Origin of the sequence: Polaromonas glacialis (assembly GCF_000709345.1) — a bacterium.
Taxonomy (GTDB): Bacteria; Pseudomonadota; Gammaproteobacteria; order Burkholderiales; family Burkholderiaceae_C; genus Polaromonas; species Polaromonas glacialis.
In genome coordinates, this window is record NZ_KL448323.1 from 2,791,361 (window position 1) to 2,811,124 (window position 19,764).

Sequence of the window (19,764 nt, forward strand, 5' to 3'; positions counted from 1 at the left end):
GTCATGTATCCAGATCAAGTTTCCCGGTCACAGCCGCCGAAATCAGCGCTGAGCGACGCTCTTGCAGCAGCGCAATGGTATGTTCTGTCGCCGTCGCAAAATCATCAATCTTCTTGGTTTCATTTTTTATGTGGGCTGCAATGTCTTGTTGTTCATCTTTGGGTGGGACGGGAAACCATGCCTCATATAAGCCTTCGGGATAAAGCCGCAGACGGGACGACCACACACCTTTGGAATAGCGCGTGATCTCTTCGGCAAAGCGCGGGGTGCGTACCAGCAGGTCGATGTATTCGGGGGCAAGCTCGGGCACGGGTTGGTACACGTTGTAGGCCGGGCTAACAATGCCGGGCTGCCGTGCTACACCCATCGCGCCCATCCACGCCCACAGCGTGTTGATAACCAAATCGCCTGCCTCGCAACGTTTGTAGCCCTCCAGGCTTTCGGCCATGAACATGTTCACGCTCTTCTCAGCGCGGCTGGTGACGCCGGTCAGATGGGATACCGAAAGCAGTTCTTCATCACCAGAGTCGGAGCGGACATCGCGTTCAATAAACAACCACTTGGCACGTTCACTCTGCCAATGCTCGGGTATCTCCCCAAGCCAGGGAATTCCGGAATCGCGCAGAGGTGCATCACGGTTCAGACCCTGCATGATGGTGCAGGCGATGAGTGTGCGACGCTTCTCAGCAAGCAGATTGAGGAGGTTTTTCTTTGCAGCTAAAAGCGCGTCAATAGCAGCAATTGCGCTGTCGAGGAAGGCAACTATTTTTTCTTGTGTACCTTGGGGCGGAAGGTAGATCGGCAAGTTTCCGATATCAGCCCAATCGGCCCGTGGCATTTTCGAACCAAAAGTTGTGGTGTCTACTTTACGAATGAAATCTTGCGACAAGATTGTGTGCAAAAGATAACGCGGATGTATGTCAGGCCCAGGTCGAAGGACAAGCGTTTCAGTAGTACTAGCACCTGAAAAATCACAGAACCAGACTTTCGCGAGGTAAGGACGAAGCTTGCCAAAGAGAACGTCGCCTTTTTCAAAAAGATTGACTGTGCTAATGCCGTCTGGTGGTTGCTCATCATCTTGATGCTGTGCACTGATTAGGCGACCCGTATGAGATTCGATATTCTCCATACCGACATACGGCAAGCCGTCTGGCCGTGAGTCAGCCCGTGAACTCACCAACTGAACCACATATTTCAGTTTTATACATCGCCAATCATCCTGTACGGCCAAGCGCAGTATGGTCATTTCATAGCCTCCACCGCCCGGTACGCCTGCTGCGGATCGTGTGGTTCGTCCGAATTGGTCATCGTCAGCCGCCCATCCCGCATCAGCGGGCGCAGGTAGTTGTTGCGCACGTAGCGCGAATGTCGCTGGAGCAGGGTTGCCAGCTCCTCCGCGCGCCAGTCTCGCAAGCGGCATATTTCCACGATGGCATCACACACTTCACCGGGTGGGTGGCGCTGCCCAATAGCCCCGATTTTTGCTGCGAGCGCACCCGGCAGTTCGTTAAGCAAGGCTTTTCGTTGAGCTGCATGCATGTCGCCAAGCTTGGAAGATAAGCCGTCCGGGTTGGTAGATAAGGCGCCAAGCTTGGTAGATAAGCCATCCGGGTTGGTAGATAAGGCGCCAAGCTTAGTAGATAAGCCGTCGGGGTTACTAGATAAGGTCGGGGGGTTACCGGATAAGCCCTTATCTAGCAACCTCTCGGTCGGTACGTAATAAGTGGCCGATCCTCTGCCTTTTTGGGTGAGTAGCCCGGCGTCGCGCAGGCGGCGCAGAGACTGGCTGGCGGTCAGGGTGTCCACTTTGCTCAGTTCGCGATAGGTGCCGTTGTTAAGGGCACCGGCCTCGCGCACCACGATCAGCGCCTTCGCTTCATCCACACTCAAGAGCAGGTCTTTGAACTGGGCCAGCCAGGCAATGTCTTCGGCCCCCAGAAAGTGGTGAAAGAAGTATCGCGCCACAAACTGGTCATTGCCCCGGTCTGACTCAAACAAAGGGGGCGTCAAACCCGCCCGCTCCATGCTTTCGCGCATGACGCGGATGCCGCTGCCTTTGGTTTCAGCCAGCCGGGTGTCGTACAGGGCGGCGGCAATCTTGGGGTTGCGCAATTGGGAGCCGGGTTCGCCCAAATGGTCTTGCGACTTGAGCGAGAAGCCGGGGTTGCGAATCTCCAGCCGGTTGGCGTAGCGGATGATCTGCACCGGGCTGTGGCTGCGGTAGCTGCGGTGCATGAGGGCATTTACCAGCGCCTCGCGAATCACCCGCAAGGGAATAGCGGGTTTGTCGTGCCGTTGCAGATCGCCTTCTTCCAGCGCAAAGCCTTTGGGCAGGTCGTCCAGAATGGCGGCTTGGGCACGGCGGACCAGACGCAGCAGCGGGTCGCGCAGGTCGATGGTGTCAAAGCGGCGGTCCGGGTGGGGCACCCATTCCCGGCCCGGCACGCGGATATAGTCCACCCGCATCATGGGGAAGCAGCGGCGCAGGGCCACCGGTTTGCCAAACAGCATTAGGCCGGCCACGGTGGGCTGCCAGGCTCCAGGATTTGGACCCTGTGGGTTGCGGCGGATGCAGCCCAAGGACTGCAGCAGGTCTTCGTCGCTCCAGCGCAGTTCTTCGGCATCGGGGTTGGCCTCGGCGCGGGATTGGCGGTAGTCGGCAATGGCTTCGGGCAGCAGGTCGTCCAGGGCGGCATCGGCTACCAGGGTGGAGTCAAAGCTTTCCGTTTGGCGGCCTTGGTAAAAGACGGCCAGGTCGTCGTCGGTGCAATGCTGGTCTGTGCTGCTGATACGCCGCAGTGCGCCTTTGGGCAGGCCTTGCGCTTTGAAAAAGATGGGTTTGTCTTGCGGCTGCGCCTCGGGTACATGCACCACCAGCACAGCTTTGCCGTGAATGGTTTCGGTGTTGATCTCGACGCGCACTGGCTGGTTAAAGGTGTTGCGGCATTGGGTGGCTATTTCGGTGCCCAGCTTTTCGGGTTGGGCAATGCCTTCGACCTCGTAGGCGGGAAACAAGGCCATTTCTTCACGCACCACGCCCAGCAGTAGCCAGCCGCCGCCCAAACCCGGCTCGTTGGCAAAGGCGCAGATGGTTTCCAGAATGGACTTGCCCGCTTCTGACGCCCGTTTGGCCTCTATGTGCTCGTTTTCATCGAGGAGGTTGAGGCTTTCCAGCAGTTCAAGAGCCGTCACGCGGTGACCTCTTGCAGTAGCCGGACGATTTCTGCTTCGGCAAGTTTCAGATCGGCATCAATTTCTTCCAGCGAGCGCGGTGGCGTGAAGCGGTAAAAGTGGCGGTTGAAATTGATCTCGTAACCGACCTTGGTCTTTGCATGGTCGATCCAAGCATCGGCAACGTGGGGGCGAACTTCGCGTTCGAAGTAGGCTTGCACGTCTTCCTTGAGTGGCACGTTTTCAAAGTCGCGCAACTTTGGGTTGGCCTCGTATTCAATTTTGGCGCCCGTTTTTTTGACAATCACGGCCTCGGCTTTGGGGTCGATCTCGGAAAACGCTTCGCGGAATGCCTTGGCTTGGGTTGCGCGCCATTTGCTTTCACGTTTCTTCAGAATGGCTTGTATCTGCTTCCAGACGGCATTCCAATCTTGGCTGGGTTCACGACCGATTGCTTTGTCAATGGCTTGCAGGTCATCCAGAAGGTCTGGGCAAGCATCCAAAAAGCGTTCTTTGCCTTCCAGGTTGATCTGAAATGCGAGGCGCAAAGGGCGCTCTATGGTGAGGCGGTTGTAGCCAAAGTCGGCGTTATCGAAGACCTTGCTAGTTTCGCTGCCCTGCATGTCGCCATACTCACGCACGATGTCGGTGATGTGAGCATCCGAAAACTCGCGGCGCTTGTCGCCCAAGCTGCGACGCAGGGGCTGCCAGCGCTCGCGCGCATCGATCAGGTGAATTTGACCTTTGCGACGCGCCTCTTTGCGATTGGTAACGATCCAAACATAGGTGCCAATGCCCGTGTTGTAAAACATTTGCTCTGGCATGGCGACGATGGCTTCCAGCCAATCGTTTTCAACGATCCATTTGCGAATTTCACTCTCGCCAGAACCCGCGCCACCGGTGAACAGGGGCGAGCCATTAAAGACGATAGCCAGTCTGGACCCATCCAGATTTTTGGCGGGGTTGACGGGCTCGAATTTGCTGACCATGTGCTGCAGAAACAGCAGCGCGCCATCATTCACACGCGGTGTGCCTGCGCCAAAGCGGCCGGAAAAGCCGGACTTTTCGTGCTCACGCACAACATCTTTTTGCTGACGCTTCCAGTCCACACCAAAGGGCGGGTTGGCCAGGAAGTAGTCAAAGCGTTCGCCAATAAACTGATCGTCAATCAGCGTGTCGCCAAACTTGATGGTCGAGGTTTCAGCTTCGCCAGGATTGGTGCGGAGCAATAGATCTGATGCGGCCACCGCATATGAGCGAGGGTTGAAGTCCTGCCCATATACATAAAGTTTGGCGCCCAAATTGTGTTCGCGCAAATACTTGCGGGCCTCTGACAGCATGCCGCCCGTACCGCAAGTGGGGTCCAGCATTTTGCGCACTGTGTTGGGCTTGGTGAGCAAGTCATCGTCATGCATGAACAGCAGGTTCACCATAAGGCTGATGACCTCACGCGGAGTGAAGTGATCGCCCGCCGTCTCATTGGCCTGCTCGTTGAAGCGCCGGATCAAGTCTTCAAACAACAGCCCCATTTCGATGTTGTCAACTTCCTTGGGATGGAGGTCAACCTCACAGAATTTTTTTATCACCAAAAACAGGATGTTGTGCTCACGCATCCGGTCAATTTCGTTGCCAAAATCAAACCGCTCGAAAATCTTGCGAACGTTATCCGAGAACCCATTGATGTACGAAACCAAATGCAGGTGCGCGTTGTCCGGGTCACCCCGCAGTTTTTCAAAGCTGAGCGGGGAGTGGTTATGAAAACGCTGGCCTGAAACTTTGTTGAGAATGCTGTCCAGGGCATCACCCTCAAGCTTGCCTTTGTATTGAGCGTGCTTGACCAAAACAGCCTCTTTGGTGCTGGCAAGTACGCAGTCAAAACGGCGCAGAACCACCAGCGGCAGCATGACGCGCTCATATTGCGGCGGGCGGTAAGGTCCGCGCAGCAGGTCTGCAATGGTCCAGATGAAGTTAGAAAGGTCGTGACTTTTGCTCATTCCTGGATTTTCACACCACTTAGGGCCAGATATTGGCCAGAGTATCCGAGTTCAGTGATGACCAAGAGAAAACATACCCAGACCGGCTAATTTAGCCTGCCGCCCCAGCCCCGCTCAAGCGGCTGCAGCAGGCGGTGATCGAGAACAAAAACGTGTTCGAGGTGCTGATGGACGCGGTGCGGGTCTGCTCGCTCGGGCAGATCACCAACGCGCTGTTCGAGGTCGGCGGGCAGTATCGGCGCAACATGTAAAGCTCGTCAGGGCCGGCTCCAAAAGCCGGCGCTAAAAAAGAAACCCGGACAACCGATGCGGATCGCGCCTCGGTAGTCCGGGTTTCTTTTTGGCCAAGCCCAAAAGGCTACGGCCAGTCCGTGGCTTAACCCTGGTGGGGGCGCTTGCCTGGATTCTTCTTGCTGCGGGTGTGCGAGCCACGCTCAAGGCTGATCTTCTGGCCGTTGCCAGTGGTGATGGTGTAGCCTTTTGGCGGCACTGGCTTGGGGGCGCAGATGTCGGCCTCGACTCTGATTTTCTTGGACATAGAAGACTCCGGGTTAAAAATGGGCTGAACAGCTGATTTTAAGCCACTGCGCGCCATCGCCCGTATTTATGCGCCATCCCTGGTCAATTCGCCACCTGCCGCTCGCCAGGTCGCAGCGGTGGCGCCAGGGCCAACTTTTACTCATCAGGCCGACGGCATCATCGTCTTGAGCGTATGGCTGGGAACGAAACGGGCGCCAAACAGGCGGCATTGCCGGCGGATGTCCTGTCCACCATGAAAAAAGAATCGCCCGAGCAACATGCGGGAATCGCTGTCCAGCGGAAGCCGGGGGCGACGCGGCGCCACGGTGAAGCCCACGCGCAGCCCTGCCGCGACGGCCGCATGGACGGCAGCAGGCGAGCAGTTGCCGTTGGGATAGGCGATGGCAACAGGCCGGTAACCCACCAGGCCGGCAAGTGCGTCTTGGCACGCCGTGATCTGGTCAGCCATCTCGGCAGGCGTGCAGTTCGTGAGGATGGCGTGGTCGCGCGTGTGGTTGCCCACATGCACCCACGGGTTGAGTGCGAACTGCCCCAGTTCATGCGGCGTGAACGGGCGGTCGATGTCGCTGCAGGGCTTGAGCACCACCGGGCCGAAGCGCTGGCACAGGTAGGCATCGATCTTTTCAGGGGTAAGCCCCTTGAGTTGCTCTATTTCTGACTTTTGACGATCCGGGGTGACGCCGCTGCGCGATAACTCGCGGCTGAACCCATCCCACCAGAACGCCTTGTTCTGCTGCACATGGTCGGTGGACACAAAGAAGGTGGCCGGGACGCGGAACTGGTCCAGCACATCGAGCGCCAGCATGTTGTTGAAGTAACCGTCGTCAAACGTGATCGAGAGGTAGCGGCGGCCCGGCGCAAGCCCGGCGTCGATCTGGGCGGGCGACACAACGGTGTAACCATTTTCAAGCATTTCCTCTACGAAACCGCGAAAGTGCGCCACCGTCACGTTCTGGTTCGGCGCCAGGTCACGGTTGGCAAGTTGGGCATCGTTTTCGTACAACGAGTGGAACAGGACGTTGACCAGCGCATTGGGGGCAACGGCGCCACGGTCGGCCGCAAGGGCAAAGTCGTCCACGGCATTCAACCCTTGCTTTATCAGCTGCCTGATCATGTGTTCCTTACGGTATTCAAAATTACCCCTTCTTGTGTCAAAAATGCTTAATACGTAACAAATAAAAATTAGCGGATTACATATTTGTTGCTGGGGCATTATTGCCCACCACGGACAGACGCGTTGTATCACTCTAATGAAAAAAATGCAGGATTCCCCACTCCACAACCGCAAGCCGTCCCGGGCACCATCCCCCTCCTCGGACGACTCAAGCTATATCTATATCGCCTGTCCCTGGTCGCCCGGCGGTGGCGGGATGTACAAGGTCGCTGACTACCTGATCCAGTGCCAGGCCGAGGATTTGCCCAATGGATCGGCGCAACTGCGCGCGCTGGACACGCGCGGTTCGGGTGGTCCCCTGTATTCGCTCTGGGTGCTGCTGGTGGCCATTGCCAGGATCGCGGCAGGCCGGCTGCGCGGCAACCTGGCGGGCGTTCATGTCAACCTGGCCACGCGCATGAGCCTGTTCCGCAAAGGCGCCTTGATCCTGGCGTGCGCGGCGCTGGGCGTGCCGACGGTGCTTCACCTGCATGCGCAGATGAACGGGTTTTATGGCAGGCTGCCGGCAGTGCTGCGCGCTCTGACACGCTGGGTTTTTTCATTGCCGAAAGGCGTGATCGTGATCGGTCCTGCCGCCAAGGGCTTTGTCATTGATGTGCTGCAGGTGCCGGCTGACCGGGTGAATACGATCATCAACGGCGTTCCGGAACCCGACAGCATGCCTGTGTCCGCGCCCGGCAGCAGGCTGCACCGCGTCCTCTTCCTGGCCAACCTGTCGGATCGCAAGGGCCTGCCGGACCTGCTGCAGGCGCTGGCGCATCCAGCGCTCGACACGTCGGGCTTGACAGTCACGATTGCCGGGGGCGGCAATGTGGCGGCTTACCAGGCCAAGGCACGCGAACTGGGCGTCAGCGGCCTGGTGCGGTTTGAAGGCTGGTGCGACCAGCGCAAAGTCAGCCGCCTTCTGGCGAATTCGGACATGCTGGTATTGCCTTCGCACGATGAAGTGCTGCCACTGGCCATCCTGGAGGCCATTGCCCATGGCGTGGCCGTCGTGACGACGGCGGTGGGCGAGATTCCATCGCTGCTGACCAATGGCGTCGATGCGGTGTTCGTGACAGTGGCCAGCCCGGCAAGCATTGCCGCAGGAATGCAGAAGGTCCTGAAAACGCCCGGGCTGAAGCAGACCCTGGCAAGCAACGGCCGCGCGCTGTATGCGCGGCACTTTTGCCTGTCGAGTTTTTTCTCCAATATTGCCAGCGTTCATCAGCGGTATTTCGGAATGTCCAGCCACATGAAGGAACCACCGCCTTCCGTTGAGGATTTGCAGGAGCGGGCAGACAGCGGCGCGATGCTTACCGGCGGCAAGCCGCCCGAAACAAAATTCAACACCCGGCCCGCACCGCTTTGAAACTCACTGCATCCAGGCACGCAGCGGCAGGTTCACCAGCAGGTTTTGCGGCTTGATCCGAAGCACGCCCTCGGCATTCATCATCAGACCCAGATAGACCGGCTTGCCCGCCACGTCGGCGCGCATCTCCCGCGAGTCTTCAAAATCAAGGCGGAACAGGCTGACCAGCCGACTCAAGCGTTGCGCTGCCACGTCGCGGCCTTCGTACAGGTCATTGAGCAGCGCCGTCGCCTCCGTGTCGAGCCCCAGATGCCAGCGCCAGGCCTCGTCATCGATCTTTTGCAATGGCCGGATGACGACGCCGATACCCAGAAAGTGGCGGACCCATTTTTGCAGCACCCCGGCCAGCGCCTTCAAGCCGGACCGCGCCCGGGTCATTTTCAGCACCAGGCCATGGCTCAGGCCAGTGCTGACTTCATGCGTGAGGTCGAGCAGGAAGGCATGGCGATCAGCCTGCCGCCAGTAGTCCGGCGCGTTGGCCTCGCCGAGCACCTGCAGGCTGACGGTTCTTAGCGGCGCCTTGGCGTCGGCCAGAAAGCGTCCGAAGTCGCCCAGGCCGCCGGTTTCGTTGAACATGTCAATCACCTCGCGGTCACCGCTGAGCACCTGGCCGTCCTGCGTGCTGATGCGCTGGGGACGAAACAGCATTTCGCCAGCGCGCACTTCATAGGCGTCGCCCGACTCGTGCAGCAGGTTGTGGACGATGGCCTGCGCCAGCAGGTCGATGAACAGCGGGGGAATGGTGATGACGCCCGTTCCATCGCGCGCGAACAGGCCCAGGTAATAAGCTTCCAGCGTGCCGGCGGCCAGCAGGCCGTCCCGAAAAGCCAGGAAGTGCCGGTAGCTGCTGCGGGCGTCCTCATCGGCCAGCGCCTGCAACCGGGCCGGCGCAACCGGCAGCGAAGGCGAATTCGTCAGTGCGGCATGCAGGTCGCGCTCGGCCTGGCACGACTCGGGCACGGGCATCAGTTCGGGGCGTGCCAGGAAATGCCGCAGATAGTCGTCAGTCGGCAGCAGCCAGCCGCGCGGATTGCGCTGTAAAGGGGAAAAGCCGCTGGAGGGCCAGAAATTATGCATGGGCGTTATCGTCGCACACTGCATGGGCCGGGTACGAAAAAGCCACGCAACGCTCCTGTTCTGATAGCTTTAAACACTTATGGGTGTTACGTAAAAATCATTTCCCATGTAAATATCGCGGCCGTGACCGATGCAGCCAATCCAACCCCGTCAGCGGTTGCGGCCGCCTGGCAAAGCACTAACGTTTCATTACGAAAAACTACTTAAGGGTCTGTCCCGGTAGCGAATGCGATGGTGTATGACTACGATAACTCCATAAGATTTTCGATGCCGCGCGCAGAAACGCATGGTTCTTCGCGAAATTAATTCAACCTGCCGGAGAGCCAATTTGCCAGTGGATTTCATTCTTGAAACGCGCAGCCTGACCAAGGAATTCAAGGGATTCATTGCGGTCAACAACGTGGACCTTAAAGTCCAGCGCGGGCACATTCATGCGCTCATCGGCCCCAATGGCGCCGGGAAGACGACCTTCTTCAACCTGCTGACCAAGTTCCTGACGCCCACGCGCGGCAGCATCACCTTCAACGGCACCGACATCACCTTCGAAAAGCCGGCGCAGACCGCGCGGCGCGGCATCGTCCGCTCGTTCCAGATCTCTGCGGTGTTCCCGCACATGACGGTGCTGGAAAACGTGCGCGCCGCGCTGCAGCGCAACCTGGGCACGTCGTTCCATTTCTGGAAGGCCGAGAGCACGCTGTACCCGCTGCACGACCGGGCGCGCGCCCTGCTCGACGAAGTGGACCTGGGCCAGTTCGCCGACGTGCTGACGGTCAATCTGCCCTACGGCCGCAAGCGCGCGCTGGAACTGGCGACCACGCTGGCACTGGAGCCCGAGCTGATGCTGCTGGACGAGCCCACGCAGGGCATGGGCCATGAAGACGTGGACCGGGTCACGCAGCTGATCAAGAAGGTGTCGGCCGGGCGCACCATCCTGATGGTCGAGCACAACATGAACGTGGTGTCGTCGATTGCCGACCGCATCACCGTGCTGCAGCGCGGCGCCATCATTGCCGACGGCCCCTACGCCGAGGTGGCGAAAAACCCACTGGTCATCGAGGCCTACATGGGCACGACCAACACCGAGTTGCAAGGCGCGCACTGACCATGACCCAAGAACTGCTTCGCATCGAAAACCTGCACGCCTGGTATGGCGAGTCGCACATTCTGCATGGCGTCAACCTGACCGTGAACGAGGGCGAGGTCGTCACCCTGCTCGGCCGCAACGGCGCCGGCCGCACCACCACCATGCGCGCCATCGTCGGCATGACCGGCGCGCGCAAGGGCTCGATCAAGATCAACGGCGAGGAAGCCCTGAAGCTCGCGCCGCACAAGGTCGCCCGGCTTGGCGTGGGCTACTGCCCCGAGGAGCGCGGCATTTTCGCCAGCCTCTCGACCGAAGAAAACCTGATGCTGCCGCCAACGATTGCACCGGGAGGCATGAGCATCGACGAGATCTACGCCATGTTCCCCAATCTGAAGGAACGCGCCAACAGCCCCGGCACCCGCCTGTCGGGCGGCGAGCAGCAGATGCTGGCGGTGGCGCGCATTTTGCGCACCGGCGCACGGCTGCTGCTGCTCGACGAAATCTCCGAAGGCCTGGCGCCCGTGATCGTGCAAAAGCTGGCCGAGATGATCCTGGCGCTCAAGGCCAAGGGCTACACCATCGTGCTGGTCGAGCAGAATTTCCGCTTTGCCGCGCCGCTGGCCGACCGCTTCTACGTGATGGAACACGGCCAGATCGTCAAGCAATTTGCCCAGTCCGAGCTGAGCCAGAACATGGGCATGCTGCAGGAATACCTGGGCGTGTAGGCCACAAGCCTGAACGCCCTTCTTTAACTATATCAACCGTTTCAACCACGCAATCAGGAGACAAAAAATGAAACTCAAACTACTCGCCCTCTCGATGACCCTCGGGTTTGCCGCTGCCGCTTCGGCGCAGAACACCGGCCCGGTCAAGATCGGCTTCATCACCGACATGTCCAGCCTGTACGCCGACATCGACGGCCCGGCCGGCGGTGAAATGGTCAAGTGGGCGGTGCAGGACTTTGGCGGCAAGGTGCTCAACCGCCCGGTCGAGGTGCTGACTGCCGACCACCAGAACAAGGCCGACGTGGCCAGCTCCAAAGCACGCGAATGGATCGACAAGGATGGCCTGTCGATGCTGATTGGCGGCACCAACTCCGGCACCGCGCTGGCCATGGCCAAGATTGCTGAAGAAAAGAAACGCCCTTTCATGGCCATCGGCCCCGGTTCGGCCCGTCTGACCAATGAAGCGTGTTCGCCTTATACCGTGCATTACGCCTACGACACCGTGGCACTGGCCAAGGTGGCAGGCACGGCCCTGGTGAAATCTGGCGCCAAGAACTGGTTCTTCCTGACGGCTGACTACGCGTTCGGCCACTCCCTCGAAAACGATGCGTCCAATGTGGTCAAGGCCAACGGCGGCACCGTCGCCGGCGCGGTACGTCATCCGCTGAACGCCTCCGACTTCTCCTCTTTCCTGCTGCAGGCCCAATCGTCCAAGGCCCAGGTGCTGGCGCTGGCCAATGCCGGCGGCGACTTCACCAACGCCATGAAGGCCGCGCGTGAATTCGGCATCAACAAATCCATGAAGATCGCCGGCCTGCTGGTGTTCATCAACGACGTACACAGCCTGGGCCTGGCCAACACCGAAGGCCTGCAACTGGCCGACAGCTGGTACTGGAACCAGGACGATGCCTCGCGTAAATTTGCCAAGCGCTTTTTTGACAAGTACAAGCGCATGCCGTCGAGCCTGCAGGCGGCCGACTACTCGGTCACCACCAACTACCTGAAGGCCGTGCAGGCTGCCGGGACCACGGACGGCGACAAGGTCATGAGCACCCTCAAGTCCATGAAGATCGACGATTTCTACAACAAGGGCCAGATCCGCGCCGACGGCCGGATGATCCATGACATGTACCTGTACGAGGTCAAATCGGCCAAGGAATCGACTGTGCCTTGGGACTACTACAAGCTGGTTTCCAAGATCCCTGGCGACCAGGCCTTCACCACGGCGGCCGATTCCAAGTGCGCACTGATCAAAAAATAAGCTGAAGCATGGGGCGGCTGGTCGTAAGAAGCGACCAGCCGCTTTTTTTTAACCTGGCAAGGCATGAACTGACGGTCACCCATGGAAATTTTCGGTATCCCCCATCAAGCGTTCCTGGGCCAGCTGCTGCTGGGCCTGGTCAACGGCGCGTTCTACGCGATGCTCAGCCTGGGGCTGGCAGTCATCTTCGGCCTTCTCGGCGTGGTCAATTTCGCGCACGGCGCGCTCTACATGCTGGGCGCATTCGCCGCCTGGATCATGCTCGACAAGTTCGGCATCAACTACTGGTTTGCGCTCGTCCTGGCGCCGCTGGTGGTGGGCGCCTTCGGCGTGGTGATCGAGCGATTGCTCCTCAAGCACCTGTACAAGCTCGACCCGCTGTACGGACTTCTGCTGACCTTTGGCCTGGCCTTGATTGTCGAAGGCGTTTTCCGGGAGCTGTATGGCGCCTCGGGCCAGTCCTACCCGGTGCCCGAACTGCTGTCGGGCGCGACCAACCTGGGTTTCATGATTTTGCCGAATTACCGCGCCTGGGTGGTGCTGGTGTCGCTGGTGGTCTGCCTGGGCACCTGGTTCATCATTGAGCGCACCAGCCTGGGCGCCAACCTGCGCGCCGGCACCGAAAACGCCGCGCTGGTGCAGACTTTCGGCATCAACGTGCCGATGATGGTCATGCTGACCTACGGCGCCGGCGCTGCGCTGGCGGCGCTGGCCGGCGTGCTGGCCGCGCCGATCATCCAGGTCAACCCCTTGATGGGATCGAACCTGATCATCGTCGTGTTCGCCGTGGTCGTGATTGGCGGCATGGGCTCGATCCTGGGGTCGGTCATCACCGGCCTGGCGCTCGGACTGGTCGAGGGCATGACGCGCGTTTTTTACCCCGAGGCCTCCAGCATCGTGGTGTTCGTCGTGATGGTGATCGTACTGATGGTTCGGCCAGCAGGACTTTTTGGCAAAGAAGCATGATGGTCCCCACGCTTTTCACTTCGTGTAATGCGCTGCCCCCCGGGGGGGCCGCCCCGCCTGCAGTCCGGCAAAGCCGGTCCTGCGGCCGGAACTTGGGAAGAATTGAAACCCCCACGCTTCCCGCTGCGCGTGGTTCGCTGCCCCCCGAGGGGGCCACTGCGCCTGCGGCCCGGCGAAGCCGGTTCCGCGGCCCCTGCTTGCTGGGAATGTTTGCTCCTACGCTTGGCTCGTTGCACACCATGCCCTTCGGAACCATCCAATGAACAACTCAAAAAAAATCACCCGCATCACCTACATCGCACTGCTGGCGCTGCTGCTGGCCGCGCCGTTTATCGGGCTGTACCCGGTGTTTGTGATGAAGCTGCTGTGCTTTGCGCTGTTTGCCTGCGCCTTCAATTTGCTGCTGGGCTTTACCGGCCTGCTGTCGTTCGGCCATGCCGCGTTTTTTGGCTCGGCCGCCTACATTACCGGCTGGTTCGTCAAGTCACAGAACTGGACGCCTGAACTGGCGATCCTGGCCGGCACCGTGGGCGCCGGACTCATCGGGCTGGTGGTCGGCGCGGTGGCGATCCGCCGCCAGGGCATCTACTTCGCCATGATCACGCTGGCGATTGCCCAGATGGTGTATTTCGTCTGCCTGCAGGCGCCCTTTACCGGTGGCGAAGACGGCCTGCAAGGGGTGGCGCGCGGCGACCTGTTCGGCATGCTCTCGCTGCAGTCCGACAACGCCATGTACTACTTCGTGGTGGCCATTTTCGTGCTGTGTTTCCTGTTCATCACGCGCATCGTCAACTCGCCGTTTGGCCAGGTGCTCAAGATGATCCGGGAAAACGAACCACGCGCGATCTCGCTGGGCTACCAGGTGGACCGCTACAAGCTGCTGGCCTTCGTGCTGTCGTCGGCGCTGGCCGGGCTGGCCGGTTCGCTCAAGACGCTGGTCATGGGTTTTGCCACGCTGTCCGACGTGCATTGGTCGATGTCCGGCGAGGTGATCCTGATGTCGCTGCTGGGCGGCGTGGGCACCTTCTTCGGCCCGGTGATGGGCGCGGGCATCGTGATTTCGCTGCAGAACCTGCTGGCCGACAAGGTCGGTTCTTGGGTCACGGTCATCATCGGCGTGATCTTCGTGCTGTGCGTACTGGCCTTCCGCAAGGGCGTGGTCGGCGAGTTGCAGGCCTTCCGAGATCGCCGCAAGGCGGCCGCGCAGGTGGCGGCCAAGCAGGCCTGACGCTGCCGGTCCGGGTCCGGGTCCAAGACAAAGTGCGCGCCGGGCAACCGGCAGCGCACTTTTTTCATGGCGCTAGGTTTTTAATAGCATATTGCGCATGCCCAGCGTGCACAAAAGCCACTTTTCCCTTGAATCAGGCAATTCCAGCGCTCAGGTGACCTTGACCGCCCGGCCGATAAACTGGATTGGCCCGGTTGGCCGGTTGGTCGGCGAGCCATTGGCGGGCTCCAGCGTCAGCTCAAACAACTGGTTGGGCTGCAGCGGCGGGAGCTTGTCCAGTGGTATTTGAATCGTCTGGCCGGGCTTGACCAGGCCCAGCGACACCGGGCCGTTCCAGTTGTCGCCCTTGGTCCAGAACTGCAGCGACTTTTCAGCCGGCACCTCGGCCTGCCCCAGCGGAATCAGGCTCAGCGATTTCGGTCCGCTGGCCTGAACGACCCAGCCCGGTGCCTTGTCCTGCGGCGCGACCAGCACCACCAGATATTGCGGCGCGGCGGGCGGCAAGGCACCCAGGCGCGTGACCAGCACCGAGGCCAGCACGGCGGCAGCGGCAAAACCGGTGCCAGCCAGGCCGCGCCAGAGCTTCACGCTGTTCCACCAGCCGGAGCCCTGCAAACGCCGGGGCCGGCGGGGCGCGGCAGCGGCGTCAACCGGCGCCGGGGATGGCGCGGCCGCTTCGTCAAGGCTGGCTTCGATCCGGCGCCACAGCTGGGTCGAAGGCTCCACCGGATTGGCCAGTGCCGCCAGCGGCAGCAACTGCTCCTGCCAGCGCAGCACGGCTTCGCGCAATTCCGCGTCGCCGGGCAGGCGCTGCTCGACCTCGCGGCGCCGCGCCGCCGACAAGGTGCCCAGCACATACTCGCCAGCCAGTTCATCGCGATCGAGCGGACTCATGCAAAGTGCCTGCGCGCCGCGCGCTTCGGAATTTGCTTTGGGGCGGCCCGGCGGCTCATGCCATGCACTCCCGCAGGCTGCCCATGCCGCGCTTGATCCAGGCCTTGACAGTGCCCAGCGGCGTCTGGGTGCGCGCGGCAATTTCGCCATGCGAGCAGCCATCGACATAGGCGTACAAGATGCAGTTGCGCCGCGCCGGTTCCAGCCGCGACAGGCAATCGTTCAGCCGGCCAAGGCTGGCGTGCGCTTCAAACGCATCGGCCAGCTGGTGATGTGCGGCCATCGAGGTCTGCGCGTCCAGCGCTTCGGCGGTTTCCTCGTCCACCGTCACCTCGCGCGCGCCGTTGCGCACGCTGTTCAGCGCCAGGTTGCGCGTCACGCTGTAGATCCAGCCCCGGCCCGAGCCGAGCGTGGCGTCGAAGCTGGCGGCCTTGGTCCAGATGGCCATGAACGCATCGTGCAGCACATCTTCGGCCTGCTGGCGCTGGCGCACGATGCGCAGCGCCACGCCCAGCAGATGCCGGCTTTCGTGCCGGTAAAGGTCGTGCAAGGCCTGGCGGTCCCCCCGGGCGCAGCTGCGCAGGGCCTGCTCGTAGTCAAAGGAATCGGCGGTGTCGGGCGCAATCGTCACAGGCAGGCTCGGTCGGCGTTGACAGGGAATGAAAAGGCAGCGGCCGCTTCATGAGTCGCCCGCCGGGGAAAAATTCGTCCGATGTTAGCCGACACGAAAAAATGCGCCCCGCCGCAGGAATCAGGCGGCTTTCCAGAAAATATAGTCGGCCTGGTACTTCACGATTTCCCGGGCACCCTTGCTGGCGGCATTGCAGACGCTGGCGGGGGCCACGCCGCCCTTGAGGGCCACGCGCTGGATGTAGCTCACGCCGGTCATGGCGCCGCTGCCCATGGCCGGGTTGGCCTTGACCAGCTGGTACGGCAGGTTGCCCGTGCCGGCCGGCGCGACGGCCAGTTGCGTGGCGGTCACTTTCGAGCCGTCCATCGCCTCCCAGGTGGCGGGCGGGCCGTAGTACTTGCCTACCTGCTTGCCGCTGCGGTCGTTGAGCAGGGCGTTCGGGCCGACAAACACCCATTCGGTCATGCCGGGCGCATTGGCCTTGTCGCGGCATTCGTAGGTGATCTCGCCCACGCCGACGGTTTCCATCGCCACCTGGTGGCCGGCCGGCACCTTGACGGCATCGGGCAGGCTGTCCTGCTTAAACGTGGCGGCCATCGGTTTCATGGGCGCCATGGAGCCGCAGGCGGCCAGCAGCGCGGCAGCGCAAAGGGTGGCAAGGGCCAGGGGAAAGCGGATTTTCGACATGGTGGTTCTCCAAAAATAATGAGCAGATGAAGCAGCTTTTCTGCGCTGCTACAGGTACTACACGCCAGTCGCGCTTTTGGATGCAGTCGCGCTGGAGTATTTTTGAAAAAGTTGCCGGGCTGGCTGGCTGGCAAAAAACGGCGGCACCAAACCACTATCAATTCAATAGCTGTTCACGCCCGCAGTCATTGCGCAAACGTGCAAAAAGGCTTGAAATCAGGGTCAAAAAGGCAGCGTCAAGCCCTTGTAGTCCAGCAGGCTGCCGGTGTCGCCGGGCTTTAAATTATTCAGCACGGCCAGCAGGTCGCTGGCGGCTTCTTCGGCCGGCCGCACTTTCAGGCCGGTCTTGGCGAAGGGCTGGCTCAGCGCGGTATCGACCGTGCCCGGATGCAGCGCGACGCAGATCGACGCGCGGTTGCGGCGGGTCATTTCGACCGATGCGGTCTTGACCAGCTGGTTCAGCGCGGCCTTCGAGGCACGGTAACCGTACCAGCCGCCGAGCGCGTTGTCGCCGATGCTGCCGACCCTGGCGGAAACAAACGCCGCCACGCAGCGCCCTTGCTTGGGCAGCAGCGGCAAAAAATGCTTCATCACCAGCGCCGGGCCGATGGCGTTGACCTGGAAGACGTGCTGCAAATAGCCGGCGTCCAGCTGGCTGAAGCTGCGTTCGGGCTGGCCCTGCGGGCCGTGCAGGAAGCCGCTGGCGACCACGAGAAGGCGAAGCTCAAGCTGCCGGGAAGCGCACTGCGCCGCCACCCAGTCCGCCGCTGTTTTCAAACTCGCTTCATCGCCGTAGTCGATGGCCGGAAGGCTGCTGCGGCTCAGCGCCAGCACCGCCGCGCAAGGCCCGGTTTCGCCCGCCATGCCGGACAGCTGTGCCACCAGCGCCGCGCCCAGTCCGCCGCCGGCACCGATCACCACGGCTGCGCCGTTAGGCGATTGAGCTTTGCAGGCCGGATTCGGCAGGCTGACATCCGAAGGAGTCGAAGGTTTCATTTTTCCCCTTGTGTCATTACGGGTCAGGCTTGCTGTTTGACTACCGTCATTCAACAGGCTGTGGCTTGCCTAAAAATTCGAAGCATTCAATCAAATCATGAAGCCGTGTACTGGGATTCAACTCGCCTTCATTGAGCGCTTCTGCCATCACTTGTGCAGCACGCTGCCTCGCTGTTGGCAGCCTGTCAATAAGCCGCTCAAAAAGGTTTTCAGAGCTGCCTTTCGCATAATTTTCCATGCCCGCCACTTTGCACAAATCCTTTACCAAGAGATCACCCGAAGAATTCTTGCCTACCCCGATGTAGGGTCTGCGCGTCTTTTGAAAATGCAGCAGAAGCCAGAATTCGTAGCAAGGGTAGGAGGCAATGACCGAAATCTTCTTGTTTCCTTTAACCAGATCTAACGCCTCATCAAAATTTTCATGACGGTCTCGGTCAATGGAGCAATAAACATGGTCGAAAAGCCGCTGCCGTTCCATAGCCTCTTTGACGATGTTTAAAGGATCGTTTTTTCCACAATGAACAATGTCAACCTCCGCATAGGCTCGGAAATGGTGGGCCGCATCTTTAAGATATTGCAGACTGGATTTCGTATCTTCGCAAATGACCAATACGCGTGTCTGTGGTTTTAGGCTAGGTTTCTTGCGCTCGAACGGCGAAGATTTGCGCGCCATCCTCAAACACTCCGTTTCACGAAAGGCAAGCCACGATAACGCCCTTCGTAGTAACGCTTTTCGATGTCTTCGCTTTCCCGGCCTTCAAAGTCATGAATGGAGCGCAGTTGCGTGGCTCCGTTCATGTCCCGTTCCGTGATCCAGAACTGGTCGCGGCGCAGCAATTTTGTATCCATGAGGTGCGTGTCATGCGTGGTAAAAATTAGCTGAGAAGGCACGGAGGAATTGATGTGCTTTTCGACCAGGGTCGCCACTATTTTTGGGTGCAGGCTGCTGTCAAGCTCGTCCACGATTAATAGTCGGTCGGCTCCGTAAGACGGATTTTTGGTAATCCATGGAAGCCAGAATCCGATGAGATTTTTTGTTCCTTCAGACTCGTCTTCATAATTTAAGTCGGCATCACCCAACGCTGTTTTATGGGTAAGAACAGTCATCTTGCTAGCTGTCGGCGCTGCATTTATTGACTTGTTCTCCTTCTCGAAAAGCTTGCCCAATGCATTTAAACCAACTTGGGGAAGTTCAAGCGTTTCGACTGTCATTTTTGAAATAGGGACATCTACATCACGAAGAAATGATGCAATCTCCTTTGCGCAAATCTCATCTTCTGCGGCAAGTTTCTGTGCGGCATCGGCCATGATATTCATGCCATTCAATAATGAAAAGCTCGATTTTCTAAGCCATTCAAACGGCACTTTCAGCGGCGTCAGTGCTTCGCTGCTATTGGCCATCGCCTGCGCAATAAACAGCAGCTTGGGCGGCGTTAGTTTTTGCCAGGCATCCAGCAGTTCCGCGCTCAAGCTGTCTTTCAAGAGCGCACCAAATTCGTAAGACTCGCCCTTCGCCAAATGCAGCCGCTCGTAAAGCAGAGACTCCTGGCCTTTCGGATAAAAAAGCAGTTTTTCACCAATAATGCGTTCGCTGGTTGCGGACAAAGTGAACTGATACCTCATGCTCGCATGAATGAAATTCAGTTCAAACACGCTGGGCTGGTCTGCCAGCGCGGCATCAAACCGAAACGGAGATATGGGCAGCGGTATGTTCCGGGTGCTAGGCTCACGCTGAGCCATCCTGCTGACAACATCCAGCGCTTTGAGCAAATTGCTTTTACCTGATGCGTTCGGGCCATAGATAACGGCCACCTTGAGCAAATCAGGCAACTTTTCGCCTGCTGACTCAGGCTTGAAGACGTTTTCGCGCTTTCGCAGTCGCGGGGCAGCCACCATTGACAAGGTTTGCCGCTCACGAAATGAACGGAAGTTGGTGACGGAGAATTCAATCAACATGCAGAAATCTCGCAAATAAAGTCAATAAA

Annotated in this window: 18 protein-coding genes; 6 read left to right on the forward strand and 12 right to left on the reverse strand. The window is 59.6% G+C overall.

Annotation, left to right across the window (positions count from 1 at the left end; all coding sequences use genetic code 11):
• Position 1: 1 nt before the first annotated feature.
• The 5 genes from EC86_RS0113665 to EC86_RS0113690 form a co-directional block, all read right to left on the reverse strand.
• A complete protein-coding gene (locus EC86_RS0113665; protein WP_036772174.1) occupies positions 2-1,246 on the reverse strand; it encodes a restriction endonuclease subunit S in 1,245 nt (414 codons plus the stop codon).
• Positions 1,243-3,192: an ATP-binding protein gene (locus tag EC86_RS0113670; protein WP_029526232.1), complete on the reverse strand. Its 1,950-nt coding sequence runs from the start codon at positions 3,190-3,192 to the stop codon at positions 1,243-1,245. Before EC86_RS0113670 ends, EC86_RS0113665 begins: the two co-directional genes overlap by 4 nt.
• Positions 3,189-5,165 carry a type I restriction-modification system subunit M gene (locus tag EC86_RS0113675; protein ID WP_029526233.1) on the reverse strand — a complete coding sequence of 659 codons (1,977 nt, stop codon included), beginning with the start codon at positions 5,163-5,165 and terminating at the stop codon, positions 3,189-3,191. The genes EC86_RS0113670 and EC86_RS0113675 overlap by 4 nt, the downstream gene beginning before the upstream one ends.
• 376 nt (positions 5,166-5,541) lie before the next feature.
• Positions 5,542-5,703: a hypothetical protein gene (locus EC86_RS29490; protein ID WP_011802893.1), complete on the reverse strand. Its 162-nt coding sequence runs from the start codon at positions 5,701-5,703 to the stop codon at positions 5,542-5,544.
• A 144-nt stretch (positions 5,704-5,847) separates the two neighbouring features.
• Positions 5,848-6,783 (reverse strand): polysaccharide deacetylase family protein, encoded by a 936-nt coding sequence (locus tag EC86_RS0113690; RefSeq protein ID WP_198026790.1) that lies wholly within the window; start codon positions 6,781-6,783, stop codon positions 5,848-5,850.
• A 181-nt stretch (positions 6,784-6,964) separates the two neighbouring features.
• On the opposite strand from EC86_RS0113690, the gene EC86_RS0113695 reads away from it, so the two are divergent.
• Positions 6,965-8,230, forward strand: coding sequence for a glycosyltransferase family 4 protein (locus EC86_RS0113695; protein WP_084181557.1), 1,266 nt, complete (start codon positions 6,965-6,967; stop codon positions 8,228-8,230).
• Between the two features lie 3 nt (positions 8,231-8,233).
• Here EC86_RS0113695 and EC86_RS0113700 read toward each other — a convergent pair whose 3' ends face one another.
• A complete protein-coding gene (locus tag EC86_RS0113700) occupies positions 8,234-9,307 on the reverse strand; it encodes a DUF6352 family protein (RefSeq protein ID WP_029526236.1) in 1,074 nt (357 codons plus the stop codon).
• A gap of 328 nt (positions 9,308-9,635) precedes the next feature.
• Between EC86_RS0113700 and EC86_RS0113705 the strand changes: the two genes are divergently transcribed.
• From EC86_RS0113705 to EC86_RS0113725, 5 genes are all read left to right on the forward strand, one after another.
• On the forward strand, positions 9,636-10,409 hold the full coding sequence (locus EC86_RS0113705; RefSeq protein WP_029526237.1) for an ABC transporter ATP-binding protein: 774 nt from the start codon (positions 9,636-9,638) through the stop codon (positions 10,407-10,409).
• A gap of 2 nt (positions 10,410-10,411) precedes the next feature.
• On the forward strand, positions 10,412-11,116 hold the full coding sequence (locus EC86_RS0113710) for an ABC transporter ATP-binding protein (protein WP_029526238.1): 705 nt from the start codon (positions 10,412-10,414) through the stop codon (positions 11,114-11,116).
• A gap of 67 nt (positions 11,117-11,183) precedes the next feature.
• The gene (locus EC86_RS0113715; RefSeq protein ID WP_029526239.1) at positions 11,184-12,377 is read left to right on the forward strand and encodes an ABC transporter substrate-binding protein; all 1,194 of its coding nucleotides are present in this window, start codon (positions 11,184-11,186) and stop codon (positions 12,375-12,377) included.
• An 81-nt stretch (positions 12,378-12,458) separates the two neighbouring features.
• Positions 12,459-13,343: a branched-chain amino acid ABC transporter permease gene (locus EC86_RS0113720; RefSeq protein WP_029526240.1), complete on the forward strand. Its 885-nt coding sequence runs from the start codon at positions 12,459-12,461 to the stop codon at positions 13,341-13,343.
• A gap of 259 nt (positions 13,344-13,602) precedes the next feature.
• The gene (locus EC86_RS0113725) at positions 13,603-14,571 is read left to right on the forward strand and encodes a branched-chain amino acid ABC transporter permease (RefSeq protein ID WP_029526241.1); all 969 of its coding nucleotides are present in this window, start codon (positions 13,603-13,605) and stop codon (positions 14,569-14,571) included.
• A 150-nt stretch (positions 14,572-14,721) separates the two neighbouring features.
• Here EC86_RS0113725 and EC86_RS0113730 read toward each other — a convergent pair whose 3' ends face one another.
• The 6 genes from EC86_RS0113730 to EC86_RS0113755 all read right to left on the reverse strand — a co-directional run bounded on the left by EC86_RS0113730 (position 14,722) and on the right by EC86_RS0113755 (position 19,735).
• Positions 14,722-15,465 carry an anti-sigma factor gene (locus EC86_RS0113730; protein WP_029526242.1) on the reverse strand — a complete coding sequence of 248 codons (744 nt, stop codon included), beginning with the start codon at positions 15,463-15,465 and terminating at the stop codon, positions 14,722-14,724.
• A gap of 55 nt (positions 15,466-15,520) precedes the next feature.
• Positions 15,521-16,096: a sigma-70 family RNA polymerase sigma factor gene (locus tag EC86_RS0113735; RefSeq protein ID WP_029526243.1), complete on the reverse strand. Its 576-nt coding sequence runs from the start codon at positions 16,094-16,096 to the stop codon at positions 15,521-15,523.
• Between the two features lie 120 nt (positions 16,097-16,216).
• Entirely contained in the window at positions 16,217-16,783 is a 567-nt protein-coding gene (locus tag EC86_RS0113740) for a DUF3455 domain-containing protein (RefSeq protein ID WP_029526244.1), read from the reverse strand.
• A 222-nt stretch (positions 16,784-17,005) separates the two neighbouring features.
• Entirely contained in the window at positions 17,006-17,779 is a 774-nt protein-coding gene (locus tag EC86_RS0113745; protein WP_084181334.1) for an SDR family NAD(P)-dependent oxidoreductase, read from the reverse strand.
• Between the two features lie 46 nt (positions 17,780-17,825).
• A complete protein-coding gene (locus EC86_RS0113750; protein ID WP_029526247.1) occupies positions 17,826-18,452 on the reverse strand; it encodes an RloB family protein in 627 nt (208 codons plus the stop codon).
• A gap of 2 nt (positions 18,453-18,454) precedes the next feature.
• On the reverse strand, positions 18,455-19,735 hold the full coding sequence (locus EC86_RS0113755; protein WP_029526248.1) for an AAA family ATPase: 1,281 nt from the start codon (positions 19,733-19,735) through the stop codon (positions 18,455-18,457).
• Positions 19,736-19,764 lie beyond the last annotated feature (29 nt).